This window comes from Chryseobacterium sp. AC405b (genome assembly GCF_979258685.1).
The window spans coordinates 2,137,235-2,155,367 of the sequence record NZ_OZ409877.1; the positions used below are offsets into that span (position 1 = coordinate 2,137,235).

General features: G+C 33.5%; 14 protein-coding genes and 2 pseudogenes. 13 read left to right on the plus strand and 3 right to left on the minus strand.

Annotated elements, in window-relative coordinates; genetic code table 11:
* Positions 1-68 precede the first annotated feature (68 nt).
* The 4 genes from ACZZZA_RS10405 to ACZZZA_RS10420 all read left to right on the plus strand — a co-directional run bounded on the left by ACZZZA_RS10405 (position 69) and on the right by ACZZZA_RS10420 (position 4,045).
* Complete coding sequence (locus ACZZZA_RS10405) at positions 69-413, plus strand: phage holin family protein (RefSeq protein WP_463431509.1); 345 nt, start codon at positions 69-71, stop codon at positions 411-413.
* Positions 414-635: 222 nt separating this feature from the next.
* Complete coding sequence (locus tag ACZZZA_RS10410) at positions 636-2,630, plus strand: S9 family peptidase (RefSeq protein ID WP_463431511.1); 1,995 nt, start codon at positions 636-638, stop codon at positions 2,628-2,630.
* Positions 2,631-2,819: 189 nt separating this feature from the next.
* Positions 2,820-3,308 (plus strand): DNA-deoxyinosine glycosylase, encoded by a 489-nt coding sequence (locus ACZZZA_RS10415; protein WP_463431513.1) that lies wholly within the window; start codon positions 2,820-2,822, stop codon positions 3,306-3,308.
* 53 nt (positions 3,309-3,361) lie between these two features.
* Positions 3,362-4,045 (plus strand): hypothetical protein, encoded by a 684-nt coding sequence (locus ACZZZA_RS10420; protein WP_463431515.1) that lies wholly within the window; start codon positions 3,362-3,364, stop codon positions 4,043-4,045.
* A gap of 57 nt (positions 4,046-4,102) precedes the next feature.
* On the opposite strand, the gene ACZZZA_RS10425 is transcribed toward ACZZZA_RS10420, so the two are convergent.
* A complete protein-coding gene (locus ACZZZA_RS10425; protein WP_463431517.1) occupies positions 4,103-4,795 on the minus strand; it encodes an AIM24 family protein in 693 nt (230 codons plus the stop codon).
* Positions 4,796-4,994: 199 nt separating this feature from the next.
* Here ACZZZA_RS10425 and queA point away from each other — a divergent pair, with 199 nt between their 5' ends.
* The 4 genes and pseudogenes from queA to ACZZZA_RS10445 all read left to right on the plus strand — a co-directional run bounded on the left by queA (position 4,995) and on the right by ACZZZA_RS10445 (position 9,644).
* On the plus strand, positions 4,995-6,044 hold the full coding sequence (queA, locus tag ACZZZA_RS10430) for a tRNA preQ1(34) S-adenosylmethionine ribosyltransferase-isomerase QueA (protein WP_463431519.1): 1,050 nt from the start codon (positions 4,995-4,997) through the stop codon (positions 6,042-6,044).
* A gap of 83 nt (positions 6,045-6,127) precedes the next feature.
* Positions 6,128-7,161 (plus strand): annotated as a pseudogene (gene rlmN, locus ACZZZA_RS10435) (dual-specificity RNA methyltransferase RlmN).
* A 474-nt stretch (positions 7,162-7,635) separates the two neighbouring features.
* Positions 7,636-8,514: a hypothetical protein gene (locus ACZZZA_RS10440; protein ID WP_463431521.1), complete on the plus strand. Its 879-nt coding sequence runs from the start codon at positions 7,636-7,638 to the stop codon at positions 8,512-8,514.
* A 152-nt stretch (positions 8,515-8,666) separates the two neighbouring features.
* Positions 8,667-9,644: a polyprenyl synthetase family protein gene (locus ACZZZA_RS10445; RefSeq protein ID WP_463431523.1), complete on the plus strand. Its 978-nt coding sequence runs from the start codon at positions 8,667-8,669 to the stop codon at positions 9,642-9,644.
* 38 nt (positions 9,645-9,682) lie between these two features.
* Here the strand turns inward: ACZZZA_RS10445 and ACZZZA_RS10450 are convergent, their stop codons facing one another.
* Both ACZZZA_RS10450 and ACZZZA_RS10455 read right to left on the minus strand, forming a co-directional pair.
* A complete protein-coding gene (locus ACZZZA_RS10450; RefSeq protein WP_463431525.1) occupies positions 9,683-10,489 on the minus strand; it encodes a hypothetical protein in 807 nt (268 codons plus the stop codon).
* A gap of 247 nt (positions 10,490-10,736) precedes the next feature.
* Positions 10,737-11,030, minus strand: coding sequence for a hypothetical protein (locus ACZZZA_RS10455; protein WP_463431527.1), 294 nt, complete (start codon positions 11,028-11,030; stop codon positions 10,737-10,739).
* Between the two features lie 136 nt (positions 11,031-11,166).
* Here ACZZZA_RS10455 and ACZZZA_RS10460 point away from each other — a divergent pair.
* The 5 genes and pseudogenes from ACZZZA_RS10460 to ACZZZA_RS10480 all read left to right on the plus strand — a co-directional run bounded on the left by ACZZZA_RS10460 (position 11,167) and on the right by ACZZZA_RS10480 (position 17,922).
* Positions 11,167-13,600: pseudogene (locus tag ACZZZA_RS10460) on the plus strand (alpha-ketoacid dehydrogenase subunit alpha/beta).
* 184 nt (positions 13,601-13,784) lie between these two features.
* Positions 13,785-14,303 carry an RNA polymerase sigma factor gene (locus ACZZZA_RS10465; protein ID WP_463431529.1) on the plus strand — a complete coding sequence of 173 codons (519 nt, stop codon included), beginning with the start codon at positions 13,785-13,787 and terminating at the stop codon, positions 14,301-14,303.
* 11 nt (positions 14,304-14,314) lie between these two features.
* The gene (locus tag ACZZZA_RS10470; protein WP_463431531.1) at positions 14,315-16,846 is read left to right on the plus strand and encodes a vWA domain-containing protein; all 2,532 of its coding nucleotides are present in this window, start codon (positions 14,315-14,317) and stop codon (positions 16,844-16,846) included.
* A 114-nt stretch (positions 16,847-16,960) separates the two neighbouring features.
* On the plus strand, positions 16,961-17,464 hold the full coding sequence (locus ACZZZA_RS10475; protein ID WP_463431533.1) for a GbsR/MarR family transcriptional regulator: 504 nt from the start codon (positions 16,961-16,963) through the stop codon (positions 17,462-17,464).
* Positions 17,465-17,559: 95 nt separating this feature from the next.
* On the plus strand, positions 17,560-17,922 hold the full coding sequence (locus ACZZZA_RS10480) for a hypothetical protein (protein WP_463431535.1): 363 nt from the start codon (positions 17,560-17,562) through the stop codon (positions 17,920-17,922).
* The last annotated feature ends 211 nt before the right edge of the window (positions 17,923-18,133 follow it).

The window sequence follows — 18,133 nt, forward strand, 5'->3', positions numbered from 1 at the left end:
TTATTCATTACTATTTCTTTTGCATTGGAATAAGTTTTGTTTCTTTAGCAACATAAAAATCAAATACTATGAACTTAATATTTCGTTTGCTGATCACTGCGATTGTAGCATTTTTACTTACCAAACTTTTACCGGGAGTACATTTTGACGGATTTTCCACAGCGATCATTTTCGCTATCGTTTTAGGACTTTTAAATTTAATCGTTAAACCAGTTTTAAGTCTTTTCGGTCTTCCTTTAACCATAATTACTTTGGGCTTCTTTGCTTTAGTAATCAATGCCCTGATTATTCTCATTGCTGATTATTTTATCGACAGTATGGTGGTTGACGGTTTTTGGTGGGCATTTTTATTCAGTATTTTGCTCTCAGTAATCACTTCATTGGCTAATTCGATGATCTCAGACGGAGATTAAATATAAAACAAATAATATATTACAATCGCCAGTTTTAAGCTGGCGATTTTTTATTTGTGGTGTCTGCAAAAAAAATATTGATAGAATTTATAGTTTCAACTCAAAACTAAACTGTTATTTTTTTAGTTCAATTTTATTTAAAATATTAACTTTGGCAACCTTGGATTAATATAAATATATGAAATGAATTTATTCAATTTATATATTTAAAATAAAAAAAATATGAAACTAAAATACAGTCTGCTCGCTTTGGCAGCTCCGTTTATAATGAATGCACAACAATTGATGACGCCTGAAATTCTTTGGACTTTAAAAAAAGTAGGAGTACAGGCAGTTTCTCCCGACCAGTCTTCGTTAATTTATAAAGTTGGACAAGTTGATTTAAAAACTGAAAAAACAAAAAACGATAATTATTTCCTGAATGTTATCAATAAGCAATCTTCAAAAATTGATTTAGGCAAAAAAGCATTGATTCAGTGGGATAAAAACGGATTGTATGCTCAGGAAGGCGATAAAATTTTTGTTTCAAAAGACAGCGGTAAAATCTGGACAGAATTTTACACCATTGGCGAAGTTGATAACATTGTGATTTCTCCTGACGGTAAAAAAATTGCTTTCAGCAAGCAGGTGTTGGTAGAAAAACTAATGGCCAAAGATAAATATGCGGATACTCCGAAAACTACAGCTCAGGTTTACACAGATTTGAATCACAGACATTGGGATTATTTCAACGATGGAAAATATAACCATGTTTTTGTAGTCAATACTTCGGATAGTGTAGATGCTGCAAAAGATCTTTTGGAAGGTAAAACTTGGGATTCTCCGCAACGACCTTTCGGTGGAGCTGAAGATTTCATCTGGAGTCCAGATTCTTCTCAGCTTTTATATGTTACAAAACCTAAAAGCGGCGCAGCATATGCAACAAGTACCAACACAGATATTTTTGCCTATGATGTAGTTTCAGGGTCGGTTAAAAATTTAACTGAAACCAATAAAGGATACGATGTTAACCCAAAATTCAGTCCGGACGGAAAATCTTTGCTTTGGCAAAGTATGGAAAGAGATGGTTTCGAGGCTGATAAAAACGACATCAAATTGATGGATTGGAAATCCGGGAAAACTTCAAATCTTACAAAAGCTTGGGACGAAAGTGTTTCCGGTGATGTTTTCTGGAGTGGAGATTCAAAAGCAATTTATTTCACAGCAGCTTTCAGAGGAACAAAACAGTTGTTTTCTTTAGATACAAAATCTTCAAAAGTTCAGCAAATTACAAAAGGTGATTTTGATATTAATGAAATTTTTGCAGACCAAAAAAGTTCTCTTTTGGTTTCACAAACTGATATCAATCACGCATCAGAAATATTCTCTGTAAATCTTAAAAATGGTGAATTAATGCCGGTTACAGAAGCTAATAAAGACATGTACTCTAAATTAGCTCAGGGAAAATCTGAACTGAAAATGGTAAAAACCACAGACGGAAAAGAAATGGGAGTGTGGTTTCATTATCCACCCAACTTTGATCCGAATAAAAAATATCCAACTCTTGTTTATTGCCAAGGGGGTCCACAATCTGCATTAACTCAATTTTTCAGCACAAGATGGAATTTTGCTTTAATGGCTGCCAACGGGTACATCGTAGTGGCACCAAACCGCCGTGGAATGCCTGGTTGGGGAACAAAATGGAACGAGGAAATTTCAAAAGATTGGGGCGGACAACCTATAAGAGATTATTTGGCAGCTACAGATTTCGCCAAAACTTTACCTTATGTTGATGGCGGTAGAGTAGCGGCTGTCGGAGCAAGTTACGGTGGTTACAGCGTTTTCATGTTAGCAGGAATTCACAACAACAGATTCAAAACCTTTATCGCTCATGACGGATTGTTTGATATGAAATCTTGGTATCTGACTACGGAAGAACTTTGGTTTGCCAACTGGGATTTGGGTTCTCCCTGGGAAAAACCTCTACCCAAAGCCTATACAGAATTCAACCCTAGTAATTTTGTTGACAAATGGAATAAACCCATCATGATTTTCCAAGGTGGAATAGATTATAGAGTAGGTTACGAGCAAGGGCAGGAAGCTTTCCAGGCTGCAAAATTGAAAGGTTTGAAATCTAAATTCGTTTATTTCCCGAATGAAAATCACTGGGTTCTTCATCCACAAAACGGACTGGTTTGGCAAAGAGAATTTTTCGATTGGCTGAAAGAGACTTTGTAATTAAAGCCGCGCAAAAATTCCCCTCCAAAGGAGGGGTGGATAAATTTTCAAAGAAAATTTAGACGGGTGGTTTTAAGATAAATAATTAAACTGTATTTTAATCTTCAAAAAAATATAGTAGGAGCGGGCTTTAGCCCGCTTTTTGTTTTCAAAGAAAAAGGCTTTAGCCAAAATTTATATCTTTGAATCATGCAAAACCGCATCTCTTCTTTTTCGCCAATTATTGATACCCATTCTAAAATATTAATTTTAGGATCAATTCCTGGAGTAAAATCTTTGGAAAAACAACAATATTACGGCCATCCGCAGAATAAGTTTTGGAGAATTATTTTTGAATTATTCCACGAAGAATTTACAGAGGATTATCTTAAACGAATTGAGGTGTTAAAAAAAAATCATATTGCACTTTGGGATGTCATCGATTCCTGCGAAAGAAAAGGAAGTTTAGATTCTGAGATTAAAAACGAAGAAGCCAATCTAATTCCAGAACTTTTGGAAGAATACCCAAATATTCAGGCAATATTCTGCAACGGTGGAAAAGCATTTAAAAATCTGCAGAAAATTTTAGGGAAAAATTTTAGAATTCCAATTTATTTGTTGCCATCAACAAGTCCGCTTCACACAATTTCTTTTGAAAAAAAATTAGAAGATTGGAAAAAAGTTTTAGAATGTATTTAAAATTTAGTATTTCATTGGAAAAAGATATATTTGTGGTTCACAAATAATTTATAATGAAGAAAAATTTATTACTGCTATTTTGTTTTATTTCAATGATTACTTTTTCTCAGGAGTATCATTTTGATTACTTTATAAGAAAAAATTCTACACGTATTAAACCCGATAAACAACAGTGGATTAGCGAATCATTTTATAACTCTGTTAATCAGGAGAGTTTATTTCTCAGAACTCAAAATGATAAAATTATAGCATCAATTTATGATGAGAAAAATAACATAAGACATGTATTTAAAGTAAATAAATTGAAAGAGAAAATCACCTTTGTTTACAAGCATTCTAATCAATATTCTAAACAACAAAATAATAAGGATTATGATAAAGAAAATGTTATCAAAGTAGAAAAAATAGATTCGTTAAAATATAACTTTACAGTTTTCAGAAATTCAAAATTAAAAAAGAAGAAAATATCAGGAATTGTAATTTTAGAAAAATCTGAATTTAATTATGTGAATTTTAGTGCTGATTACAGCAGACAAGATGAAATTAATAAAAAAATAAAATCATTTCTAAATCCTAAAATCAATTACATCATAAGTAATCAACAAACAAAATATCATTCATCTGGCTACACTTTTGAGGAATATATTCAAAAAATTCAAAAAACAGATTTAACAATTATAGTACCTGAAAAGATTGTTCTAAAAGAATTTGATTATTGGTCTGAATTTGATGATTAAATTAAATAGTAAAAGCAAGGAAAATTTTCCTTGCTTTTTGATTTATAATAAATTAATCTATTTCGTAACCACGTAAATCTCCTCATATGGCTGTATTAACACCCATCCGTTCCCGGAAAACTTCATCTGAAATTCTTCTCCACTTCCTCTTCCCATCAGACTTTTAAAAGAAACATTGGTTTTCAGTTCCGGACTTAGATTTCCAGACCATGCAACCGTTGCGTTCGGATCTGTAAACACGGGTGCATCAGGAGTAACCATTAAAGTCAAAGGTTCACCGTGAGTGGTGATGGCAATATGACCTGTTCCGGAAAGTTTAACCTGAAATAATCCTCCAGACATCATTCCGGCAATGCTTTTCAGCATAGTGATATCACTTTTTACACTTTGTTCGTGAGCTAAGACATCATTTCCGTTAACGAAAAGGGTTTCGTTGTTTAAATATAGAATTCTCACCTTTTTCCCAGAGTCGGCAACATATAATTTGCCTGTACCTTCAGCTTTCATAAGCTTTGACCCTTCTCCGCTGAGAGCTTTTTTCAATAAATTTCCGAGTCCGCCGGAAAGCATTCCCTGTCTTTCAAAATTGACATTTCCTACATAACCCACCATGCTTCCTGTTTTCGTCCAGACTGCCTGATTGTTGAGGTTGATTTCTAAAAGTGCAGGTTTTTCCAGCTCAAAATAATCTCTTTCAAGTGGATTTTCTTTGGTTTCTTTTACGAATTCTTCTAAAGAATATTTGCTCATTGGTTTTAAATTTAATCTTACTAAAATACTGTTTTTTATCCTAATAATTTCATTAAATAAAAAAATGTCATGCTTTAAAATCCCTGTCAGTACCGATTGTGAAATAAAGACTTGACAAAGGGGTGTCGAATGTCGTATATTTGCATTCCGAAAATTACTTCCGTAATTTTCGTGTAATTTTTAAACCGTAATTTAAAAAATGAAGACATCCGATTTTAATTTTGATCTCCCTGAAGAATTATTGGCTGAGCACCCGTCTGAACACAGAGACGAGTCTAGGTTGATGGTTCTTGACAGAAAAACTCAAACAATAGAACATAAAACATTTAAAGACGTTGTAGATTATTTTGATGAGAAAGATTTATTCATCTTCAACAATACTAAAGTTTTCCCGGCACGTCTTTACGGAAATAAAGAAAAAACAGGAGCTAAAATTGAAGTTTTCTTGTTGAGAGAGCTTGATAAAGAAACCAGAGTTTGGGATGTGTTGGTAGATCCGGCTAGAAAAATCAGAATTGGGAATAAATTATTCTTCACCGAAGACGAATCTTTGGTTGCTGAAGTTATTGATAATACAACTTCAAGAGGTAGAACTTTAAGATTTTTATTTGACGGTTCTTATGAAGAATTTCGTAAAAAATTGAATGAATTGGGCGAAACCCCTCTTCCAAAGTATATTAAAAGAGAGGTTGAGCCGGAAGATGCCGAAAGATATCAGACGATTTATGCTAAAGTAGAAGGAGCTGTAGCAGCACCAACTGCGGGTCTGCATTTCTCAAGACATTTGATGAAGAGGTTGGAAATCAAAGGAATTGATTTCGCTGAGGTTACGCTTCACGTTGGTTTGGGAACTTTTAACCCGATCGAAGTAGAAGATCTTTCTAAGCACAAAATGGAGTCTGAAGAAATCATCATCGATGAAAAAAATGCCGAAATCATTAACAAAGCTGTTCAGGAAAACAGAAGAGTTTGTGCTGTAGGAACAACTACCATGAGAGCGATTGAAACTTCAGTTTCTTCAAACAGAAAAATTTCAGCGTTTAATGGCTGGACAAATAAATTTATTTATCCACCTCACGATTTCGGGGTTGCCAACACAATGATTACCAATTTCCATACACCAAAATCTACGCTCATGATGATGATTGCAGCGTTTGCCGGAAAAGATTTTTTAATGCAGGCGTATGAAGAAGCTGTAAGAGAAAAGTATAAATTCTATTCTTACGGTGACGCAATGCTGATCCTTTAATAAGTTTAAAGTTGTTGGTTGTTAGTGGATAGTTTTTGGATTATTTACTGACAACTATCAACAATAAACTATCAACTCACTACATGAAAGACATCCGTACATTATCACTCGATCAGCTTAAAGACTATTTTGGGACTTTGGGGAAAAACCGTTTCGTGCGAAACAGGTTTACGATTGGCTGTGGAGCAAAAATCTGCATTCGATTGAGGAAATGACGAATCTTTCAAAACAGCTCAGAGACAAAATTTCTGAAGAATATATCATTAATTCTGTTTCTGTAGACCAGCTTCAAAAAAGCACCGACGGAACCATTAAAAATGGTGTGAAACTTCACGATGGTTTAATGGTAGAATCTGTTTTAATTCCGACAGAAACCAGAACCACGGCTTGTGTTTCTTCACAGGTTGGATGCTCATTAAACTGCGAATTCTGCGCAACTGCAAGGCTGAAAAGAATGAGAAATCTTGAAGTTGCTGAAATTGTAGATCAGGTTGCTTTAATTGACAGTCAAAGCAGAACGTATTTCAACAGGCCGCTTACCAATATTGTTTTTATGGGAATGGGTGAGCCGATGATGAATTACAAAAATGTGGTGGAAGCCATCAGAAAAATTACCCAGCCGGAAGGTTTGGGAATGTCTCCAAGAAGAATTACCGTTTCAACATCAGGGATTCCAAAGATGATTAAAATGTTGGCAGATGATGAATTACGTGTGAAACTGGCTTTATCATTACATTCAGCGATTGAGTCTAAGCGTAATGAAATTATGCCGTTTTCAGATAAATTTCCATTAACGGATATTATGGAATCTCTACAATACTGGTATAAAAAAACAGGTTCTGTAGTCACTTTTGAATATTGCGTGTGGAAAGGCATCAATGATGGCGATGAAGATATTAAAGCTTTAATTAAATTCTGTAGACAAATCCCTTCTAAAGTTAATTTGATTCAATACAATCCGATTGGTGACGGAAAATATGACCAATGCAATAAAAAAGCGGAAGAAAATTATGTTCGTCAGCTTGAAAACGCAGGAATTACCGTTATGATCAGAAAGAGCCGTGGTGGCGATATTGATGCTGCTTGCGGGCAATTGGCAAATAAAAATGCCGAATAATGATTCTTTTCTTTACGATTATTTATTTCTCAAGTATATTTTTTCTAGTAATTTCTCTTTTTTATCTTGTATACAATAAATTCAATAAAAAAGGTTCGTTTAAAGGCTTAGTTTTCTTTATATTTTCCATATTATCAATGTTTATATCAACACATCAACTATCCAAATTAATAATAGAAGAAATCAAATCAGATGTTATTGCTAATAAAATTGTACTTGAAAAAAATAGCTTTTTAAAAAATAAGGACTTACTTGCGTCAGAAATTTCTTCTCAAAAACATCATTTTCTGACAATGATATAGATGTGAAATAACATCGTCAAAAGATTATTTTATCTTAAAACAAAATCGAAGAAACAGAAAATTGTATATCTTCTATACAAAGTATTATTTCAGTAGGATTAATGCGATAGGTTATATAAATGATTAATTGTTGTAACAAATCAATTCATACCAAAATCCGTAGTTTTGCTGTATGAAAAAGGCTTTTATATTATTTGTTATTCTTGCATTCCAGACTGCTTTTTCTCAAAATGCAGAAATTTTCAAGCTTAAAAAGTATAGCATTGCAATTCTCAACGATTCCATTCAGGAAAATTCTGGACTGAATTATTTTGATAGAAAACTATACACCTTCAACGACAGCGGTAATCCTGCAGAATTATATGAGATTGATAAAATTTCAGGAAAAATTCTTAAAGTTTTAAAAACAAATGCTGAAAATAAAGATTGGGAAGCTTTAACCAATGATGGTGAGAATTTCTACATTGGAGATTTTGGTAACAATACAGGAACAAGAAAAGATTTAAAAATCTATAAAATTCCTTTTCAGAATGGTAAATTGGATAATGATTTAATGAAAACTATTTCATTTTACTATCCTGAACAAAATGATTTCACTCCAAAAAATAGTAATACTGATTTCGATCTAGAATCGATGGTTTATTTAAACGGAAAAATCCACATTTTCACCAAAGAATGGGCTTCGAAATCGACCACTCATTATACATTAGATCCTGAAAATTTTGAAAATCAGGCAGCACAAAAAATAGAATCGTATAAAACTGGTTTTATGATCAGTGATGCTTATTACTTTGAAAAAAAGCTTTACGTTGTAGGATATACGAAGAAAACAGAAGTCTTTTTAGATGTATTTAACGAAACTGAATCAGGAATATTTTTCAAAGAAAAATCAAAACATCTTTATTTAGGAAGCGCTTTGTCACTGGGGCAAATCGAAGGAATTGCTGTTGACGAAAAAGGAATTTATACTTCTGGAGAAAAATTTCATTCTCCAATTAACAAAACAAGCCCATTTTTATATTTCATTCCTAAAGAAAAACTCAAACTTTAAATTCTGCTGAAACACTTATGATGCAGCTTTTTGATGTATCTGGATGCAATTACGCACTGTTTCATCTGACCTCTAAAAAAAATTAGAAATAAACAGATGAAAAAAATTATCTTTGTGAGAATTAATAAATACTCATCCATCATTCTCAGATAGTGACTAATATTGTAGAAGAAATCAAGCAACCGATCAATGAGGAAATGAAACTTTTCGAGCAAAAGTTTTACGAATCTATGCAAAGTAAAGTCGCTTTACTCGATAAAGTTACCCGTTTTATTGTTACCACAAAAGGAAAACAAATGCGTCCGATGTTTGTATTTCTGTGTGCAAAATTAGTTGGTGAAGTCAATGAAAAAACTTATCGTGGTGCATCAATGATTGAGCTCATTCACACAGCAACACTTGTACATGATGATGTGGTTGATGAGAGCTTTAAAAGACGTAATTTTTTCTCTATTAATGCTTTATGGAAAAATAAAATCGCTGTTTTAGTTGGAGATTTCCTGTTGTCAAAAGCTGTTTTACTTTCTACAGACCATAAAGACTACGATTTACTTTCCGTGATTTCAAGAACCATCAGAGAAATGTCTGAAGGGGAACTTCTCCAATTGGAAAAAGCCAGAAAACTCGATATTACCGAAGATGTTTATTACGAAATTATCCGTCAGAAAACAGCAACTTTAATTGCTGCCTGTTGTGAAATTGGTGCTTTGTCAAACAATGCCGATGAAACATTAGCAAAAAAAATGATGCAGTTTGGGACATATACAGGAATGGCTTTTCAAATTAAAGACGACTTATTTGACTATTTAAGTTCAAACTTTATCGGAAAACCTGTCGGAATCGATATTAAAGAGCAGAAAATGACTTTGCCTTTAATCCATACTTTGAAAATTGCGAACGAAACCAATAGAAAATATTATTTCAACACGATAAAGCGTTATAACAATGACCAAAAGCGTGTAAAAGAATTGATTGCTTTTGTAAAAAGTTCCGGAGGTTTAGATTATGCAATTACAAAAATGAAAGACTTTCAACAAAAAGCAAAAGATATTCTAAACGAATTTCCTGATTCTGAAGTTCGAAGATCTTTACACAGCATGTTGGATTACGTTATCGAAAGAAAATTTTAAAAAAATGGAGGACATTTATTGCCCTCCGTTTTTAATTTTTATATTTTTTGTATCGTTACATTGGTCACATTTCCATTTCCTGTTGTGCCGGTTTCCGTTGATAAAATAATACAAGGATCATCCGCGGTGGCAGTAAAGCGAATCTGATAACCTGCTGTAGGGATTACCAGTAAGGTGGTATAGCTCATCAGCTCACCAATTCTTGAAGATGCTGTTAATACAGGAGGTGTGGCTCCTGCATAATGGCTGCCCCTTCCTAAATAGTTACCGTCTGGTACAGGTCTTATTCCCAGAAGTAACTGAGATCCGGAAGAAATATTACCAAAACTCGATTGCAGGGTAATCAGATAGTTTCCAGGCTGATTGAATGTTAAAACACCTGAAGAAGTGTTATAGGAATAAAATGGGGAGGTGGCTAATGGTGAAGCAAACAAAAGGGTGACAATCGAACCTGCAGTTGAAATACTTTGTTCAGCAGCTAAACGTGCATGGAATAATGAATAAGCCGTAAAGTCAATAGTTTTTAATACTCCGGTGGCATCTGCAACAACCACCTTGTCAGTGCCTCCAATTCCGACATTTGAATTGATGTCTCGGAGACGTACGTTTCCTGAACTGATATCTAATTTTTCTGTCGGAGTTATTGTTCCTATACCAAGATTTCCGGCTGAAGTTACGACTGCATCATTGAGCTGTTGAGCAGCAGTTGGCACGCCTGTTTCTGCATTGTCTTTAGCTCCGTCTACATGTAAAATTGTACGTGGATTGCTTGTATTAATACCAACTTGTGCTGGATGGGTGCTTCCAATTAATAGGAATACGATTAAAATAATTTGCTTTTTCATTTGTGTGTGTAAAATTTTTCACAAAAATAGCTATTTTTTCGAAAAAAAATATTATTAATAATGTTTTTTTATCCTACAGCTGGCTATTTAAATAATATCATTTAAAATTGATATACTATATAGAATAGCGGTAATATAAATTGTGGAATTAAATGAAATTCACAACTATGTAATAAAACTAATGTTGGAACCGTATTGCTTTTGATAGATTTGGGAAAACCATTATTTAATTTATTGAAATTTCAAATTAAGTAATTCTTACAGTTACAATTATAACAGCTAGAACAATACAAAATAAAGCGGTTAAAAATAAATAATCCGCAATAACCTCATATTTGTTTCCTAAACTTTCTTTCTTTGATCTTATCGACATAAAAGAAAATAAACTGCTGCACGCAAAAAATACGCATGTAATCCCTGCAAACTCGTCTAAAAATGTATGATGACTCGTTTTAGTGATTTTTAATGAGGTGATGATGATCATAGAAAATCCCAAAAGATTAGATGCTGCATTAAGGATATGAGTTGATTTTTTTTCCATTTATAGAGTTTTGTTCAAAGTAAATACATTTTTTTTCATTATCAAATTTTTAAAAAACATTCTTGAAAATTAAAATTAATATAAAAATTGTATATTAGCAAAATACTCATTAATAATAAATATTTAATATTTGGCTATGCAGACAACCTATATTGAAACTCAACAAATTTCCTTTCAAGACTTTAAAAACCAGATACTTGAAGATTATAAATTAGGAAGAATCTCCCGTGAAATGTCATATTTAGGCAGAAGAGAAGTACTTACCGGAAAGGCTAAATTTGGAATTTTTGGGGACGGAAAAGAGCTGCCGCAATTGGCAATGGCAAAAGTTTTCAAAAATGGAGATTTCCGTTCGGGATATTACAGAGATCAAACGTTTGCCTTGGCTGCAGACGCATTGACCATTGAGAGTTTCTTTGCTCAATTGTATGCAGATACGAGTGTTGAAAGAGAGCCTGCATCAGCGGGAAGACAGATGAACGGTCACTTTGCGACAAGAAGTTTGAATGAAGACGGAAGCTGGAAAGATTTAACTTCTCAAAAGAATATTTCTTCCGATATTTCTCCTACTGCAGGACAAATGCCAAGATTGTTGGGATTAGCGCAAGCATCAAAAATATATAAATCAGTACAATTTGAAGGTTCTGAAAAATTCTCAAAAGAGGGTAACGAAATCGCGTTCGGAACAATCGGAGACGCATCTACAGCAGAAGGTCATTTTTGGGAAACTTTGAATGCAGCTTGTGCTCTTCAGGTTCCGATGATTGTATCAATTTGGGATGACGGTTATGGGATTTCTGTTCCTACGATGAAACAGAGAGCAAAAGCCGATATTGCTGAAATGTTAAGTGGTTTCCAAAGAAAAAGAAGGCGAAAATCAAGGCTGCGAGATTATTCAGGTGAAAGCTTGGGATTATCCAGCTTTGTTGGATGCTTATGCTAAAGCAGAGCATTTTGCAAGAACGGAATCTGTTCCTGTTGTGGTTCACGTCATTGAAGTGACTCAACCTCAAGGTCACTCAACTTCGGGATCTCACGAAAGATACAAAAATGAAGACCGTCTGTCTTGGGAAGCAGATTTTGACGGATTGGTAAAATTCAGAGAATGGATTTTAAATTATTCAATCGAAATTGAAGGAAATGAAGAAATCATTGCAACCGTTGAAGAACTAGATGCCATCGATGAAGAAGCAAAGAAAAATGTAAAAAACGGACAGAAAGCTGCCTGGGAAAATTACCAAAAAACAATTACCGAATTAGCATTCTCAGTTTTACCTTTGGTAGAAAACCTGAAAGAAAAACATTCCGAAATTGAAGTGTATGTTAATCAATATAATAAATTGGTTTCGAAAGCAAAGAAAGATGTCTTTCATTTGATCAGAAAATCTTTGTTGGCAACAAGAGGAACCAATTCTACGGAAAGAACTCAGCTGATGGATAAATACAACGAAGTTTTTGAAGTTGAAAAAGACAATTATTCTTCTCATTTGTATTCTCAGTCTCAGTGGAAAGCTGAAAACGTAAAAGAAATTAAGCCGGTTTATACTGAAACTTCTGAAGATGTGGACGGAAGAGTAGTGGTAAGGAATAATTTTGATAAAATATTTGAAAAATATCCTCAAACTTTAGTCTTTGGTGAAGATGCCGGAAATATCGGTGATGTCAACCAAGGTCTTGAAGGAATGCAGGAAAAGTACGGTGAACTTCGTGTTGCCGACACCGGGATTCGTGAGGCTACTATTTTAGGTCAGGGAATCGGTATGGCAATGAGAGGTTTGAGACCGATTGCTGAAATTCAGTATTTAGATTATATCTTGTATTGTTTACAGGGAATGAGCGATGATTTGGCAACAGTTCAGTATAGAACAAAAGGCGGTCAGAAAGCTCCTGTAATCATCAGAACGAGAGGTCACAGACTGGAAGGAGTTTGGCATTCTGGTTCACCAATGGCGGGAATTCTCAATCTTTCTAAAGGAATTATGGTTTTAGTTCCGAGAAACTTAACGAAAGCTGCCGGATTCTACAATACCATGCTTCAAAGTGATGATCCTTCAATCATTGTTGAATGTTTGAACGGATACAGATTAAAAGAAAAACAACCGGATAATTTGGGCGAATTCACTGTTCCTGTAGGGAAAATTGAAGTCACAAAAGAAGGTAAAGATGTTACTTTGGTCACTTACGGTTCGACTTGGAGAATTGTGATGGAAGCAGCAGAAGAACTAGAAAAATTAGGAATTTCTGCAGAAGTTATTGATGTTCAGTCATTGATTCCTTTTGATTTAACGCATGAAATTGCTGAATCTGTGAAAAGAACCAACAGATTGGTCGTAATCGATGAAGATGTAGAAGGCGGAACGTCAGCATTTATTCTTCAGCAGATTTTAGAAAAGCAAAAAGCTTTCAGATTCTTAGATTCTGATCCTTTAACGATTGCTGCAAATGATCACCGCCCTGCGTATGCAAGTGATGGAGATTATTTCAGTAAGCCATCTTCAGATGATATGGTTGAGAGAATTTATGCTTTGTTTAATGAAGCAAATCCTCAGCAATATCCTGCGATATTTTAATTGGGAATTTAGATTTTATAACCGCTTTCTTTTTGGAAGCGGTTTTTTTTTTGACTAATATTTACATCTAACAAGAATAATAAATCCCTCTCATCTCAATTTTTTAAACTAAATTCAAATAAAGTTTACAATGTTTACAACCTTTCTCAAGTTTCCTGCATCTATAAGAGTATAAAGCCTGACTATGGAAAAAGAATTACTGTTAGAATGCCAACGGAACGACCGCAACGCCCAACGGAAGGTTTACGAAAAAATGGCGGGCAAGCTGTACACAGTCTGCAAACGCTATCTTAAAAATGATGAAGACATTGAAGAAGTATTGGCTGATACTTTCTACAAAATTTTCACAAAGCTGAACCAGCTGCAAAATCACGATATTTTCGAAGCCTGGGCAAGAAAAATTGCAGTCAATGAGTGTTTGCAGAAACTGAGAAGTATGAAAGCGCTCGATGTGTCTTTAGATGAAGAGTTTGTGGAATCTACAGGCTCTCCAACGGATAGTATTTCTTTTGAGAAAGATATTCTAAAGCTGCTCAATTTTCTTCCGGAAGGCTGCCGAGCGATTTTCAATCTGTTTGCCATTGAAGGTTATCCGCACAAAGAGATTGCTACAATGCTTTCGATCAGCGAAGGCACTTCAAAATCACAGCTCAATTTCGCTCGGAAAAAACTTCAGGAACTCTTGGTCAATCACAACATTTAAACTTTTACAAAATGGAAAACAATCACGATATAGATAAAAAATTCAATGAAGCTTCTCAATCTTTGGAAGAACCTGCGACTTTTCCTGGTTTCGACAAAGTTTGGACAAAAGTGGAGGAAAAATTAGATAAAAAAGAAGATAAGAAAAAAGTTGTTCCAATCTGGTTTCCCTATGGAATTGCTGCCAGTTTGATTATTGGTTTGGGTGCGTTTTACTTTATCAATAAAAAAGAAGTTGCAGATATTTCAAAACCTCAGATTGTTCAAAATACGGTTTCGCCAAAAGTGAATAATATTCAGAAGATTGACAGTACTGTGAAATCTAATATTGAGAAAGAAATTGATGAGATAAAAGAGTATCAAAACCAAAAAAAGTTAGCTTACGAACATGCTGAAGTTTTCAACAATATCGACATTAAAACAAATTTTTTTCTAAAAGAAAAATCAATACTCAGCAGAAATGAAAATAATACTGTAAGTCCGATTGATATAAGTAAAACATTTCCACAAGTACATATAGATAGTAGTTTTAAAGAAAAAAATATTGAGGAAGTAGTTGTCTTAGGATATAGTAAAACTCAATTAAGACATAAGGGAAGTTCAACAATAGTGAATGCTCAACAATTAGAAAATCGTCCGAGTCAAGGTTTTTTAAATTCATTACAAGGCGAGGTTGCTGGTTTAGCAGTAAATACTATTTCTGGAACTCCAAGATCAGCGAAGATTGATTATAATAATATTAGAAATGAGCATAAACAAAATAACAATATATCAAGGACTTTAATTGGTACAACTTTAGGTTTCAATATGGAGACTGGCGAAGGAGCTCCCGGTTCCTCAACGCCCATTATTATCAGAGGAAATAGTAGTTTAAATGGAAGTGATCAGCCATTATATATTGTAAATGGTATGATTCAAAGTGTAGATGTGATCCAGAAAATAGATCCTAATTCTATTGAGAGTGTTAACGTTTTAAAAGAATCATCATTAACTGCCATATACGGAAACCGTGCTTTAAATGGAGTAATTATCATTAAAACCAAAAAACTTTCACGTAAAGAAAGAAAAGCTCTTGAGAAAATTCAAAAAGTTCAGGACAGTATTAATAACTCTAAGCAAATTCAGCAAAATAACACAGAAGAATATGATGCTTTTGTAGAAAATCGTTTTGAATTAACTAAAAATCAGTCGGTTTCTACTTTTTCGATTGATGTTGATAATGCGGCATATTCCAACATCCGGAGAATGATTAGTAACGGAGAAAGAGTGAATAAAAACGCAGTAAGAATTGAAGAAATGATCAATTATTTCAAATATAATTACCCACAACCTACAAACGGACAACCATTCTCTATTAATACAGAATACAACGACGCACCATGGAATACGAAACATAAATTATTAAAAATAGGTTTGCAGGGAAAAAATATTCCGATGGATAAGTTGCCGAGTTCAAACTTTGTTTTTTTGATTGATGTGTCCGGTTCTATGAATGAACCGAATAAATTACCATTATTAAAATCTTCTTTTAAAGTTCTTTTAGATCAGCTAAGACCGCAAGATAAAGTTGGTATTGTAGTCTATGCAGGAAGTGCAGGAATGATTTTGCCACCCACATCAGCGAGAGAAAAAGATAAAATTCTTAATGCTTTGGAAAACCTTCAGGCGGGTGGAAGCACAGCGGGCGGAGCAGGAATTGAGCTGGCTTACAAATTGGCTCAGGAAAACTTCATCAAAGGAGGAAACAATCGTGTGATTATCGCAACAGACGGAGATTTTAATGTAGGAACATCTTCTACAGGAGATTTGGGAACTCTAATTGAAGAGAAAAGAAAATCTGGAGTTTTTCTTACTTGTTTAGGATTCGGAATGGGAAATTTTAAAGATAATCGAATGGAAACTTTGGCAGATAAAGGCAACGGAAATTACGCTTACATAGACAATATGCAGGAAGCTAATAAATTTCTCGGAAAAGAGTTTGCAGGAAGTATGTATGCGATTGCGAAGGATGTGAAAATTCAGATTGAGTTTAACCCGGAATTTGTAAAATCATACAGATTAATAGGCTATGAAAATAGAAAACTGAAAAATGAAGATTTTACCAACGATAAAATAGATGCCGGCGAATTGGGAAGTGGTCATACAGTTACCGCTCTGTACGAAGTCATTCCGAATGATGTGAAGTCTGAGTTTTTACCAAAAGAAAATAATTTGAAATATACTAAAAACACAAGTGATGAAAATTTTAATGATGAACTGGCAACCGTGAAATTCAGATATAAAAAACCTGACGGTGATACGAGTTCGGAGATTATTCAGATTGTTAAAAATTCTAATGAAAGCATCTCTTCAGCGAGTGAAGATTTTAATTTTGCCTCTTCTGTTGCATGGTTTGGTTTGGTTTTAAGAAATTCAGATTTAATTAAAAATAAAAATCTTACTGAGATTGAAAAGCTTTCTAAAAAAGGAAAAGGAAATGATAATGAAGGTTACAGGTCTGAATTTGTAAGACTGGTTGAAAGCTACAAAGCAATTCAAAAATAGAGTTCAACAGACATTCTAAAGAATGTCTGTTTTTATTTAAAAATAAACTTTCAAATATTATTGAAAATTCAAAAACTATTATTATATTTGTAATAGAAATTTAAATCAAATATAATGAAACTCTCAGAAGCTAAAGAAAAATACATTCAGACCTGGGGAACATTTGCGACGAGTTGGGGAATTAATCGTACCATGGCGCAAGTTCATGCTTTGCTTCTGGCAAACGGAAAACCACTCTCCACAGATGAGGTTATGGAACTGCTTGAGATCTCAAGAGGGAATGCCAATATGAATCTTCGAGCATTGATGGACTGGGGAATTGTAAAAAAAGAGTTTATCAAAGGTGACCGAAAAGAATATTTCACTGCAGAAAAAGATGTCTGGTTTTTGTTTAAGCAAATTACAAAAGAGCGAAGAAAAAGAGAAATTGAACCTGTTGTTTCTTTTCTGGAAGAATTAAAAAACATAGAAGACAATGATTCTGCAGAAGCTAAAGAATTTATAAAATTGATGGATGATTTTAGCAACGTCACGAGCAAAATTAATAATATTATGGATCTCGCCATAAAAAGTGACGATCACTGGCTGGTTGGAAAAATAACCAACTTATTAAAGTAGAAAGGTGTAAAAACCTTTTTTATTTAAAATCAACTTTCAATAATTACTGAAAATATAGTAATAAAAATATTTAATCAACAAATAAAAATATAATCATGAAACTGAAAATTTTAATTACAGAATTGGCTTTTCAAATTTTATTGACCATCGGAAGCATTATTTATCTTATTAATGATTACTTCCAAAAAGACCAAATAAATGAAATTTTCCTTGCTTTATTTTTTGTAGGAATTGCAAATTTATTAGGTTTCATTATCAGAGTATCTCTTACTGCTAGCAAGTTCCATAAATATTATTTTTTTGGGGTTATTTCATTTTTTCTTTTACTTTATTTCTTGACCCAGTTTAAAGCTGGAATGTTCTTTACGTTATATTTTATGCAGATCGGAGGTATACTTTTCAATTTGTATTATTTAATCTACGGATTTTTTACAATCAGAAATTATCAGATGAGATAAATATAGGGTTTAAAACCTTTTTTATTTCAAATTAACTTTCAATAATTACTGAAAATATTATAATTATGAAAAACTTAATCATTCATTTAATCCTCATTTTTTATTTCGGAGGAAAAACGAAAAGAGTAAACTTTTAAAATTAATTGCCATGAAAAAAATTATCGTTATAGACTTCAATATCCAAACTGTAATTGTAGCCTTATTCTTTATT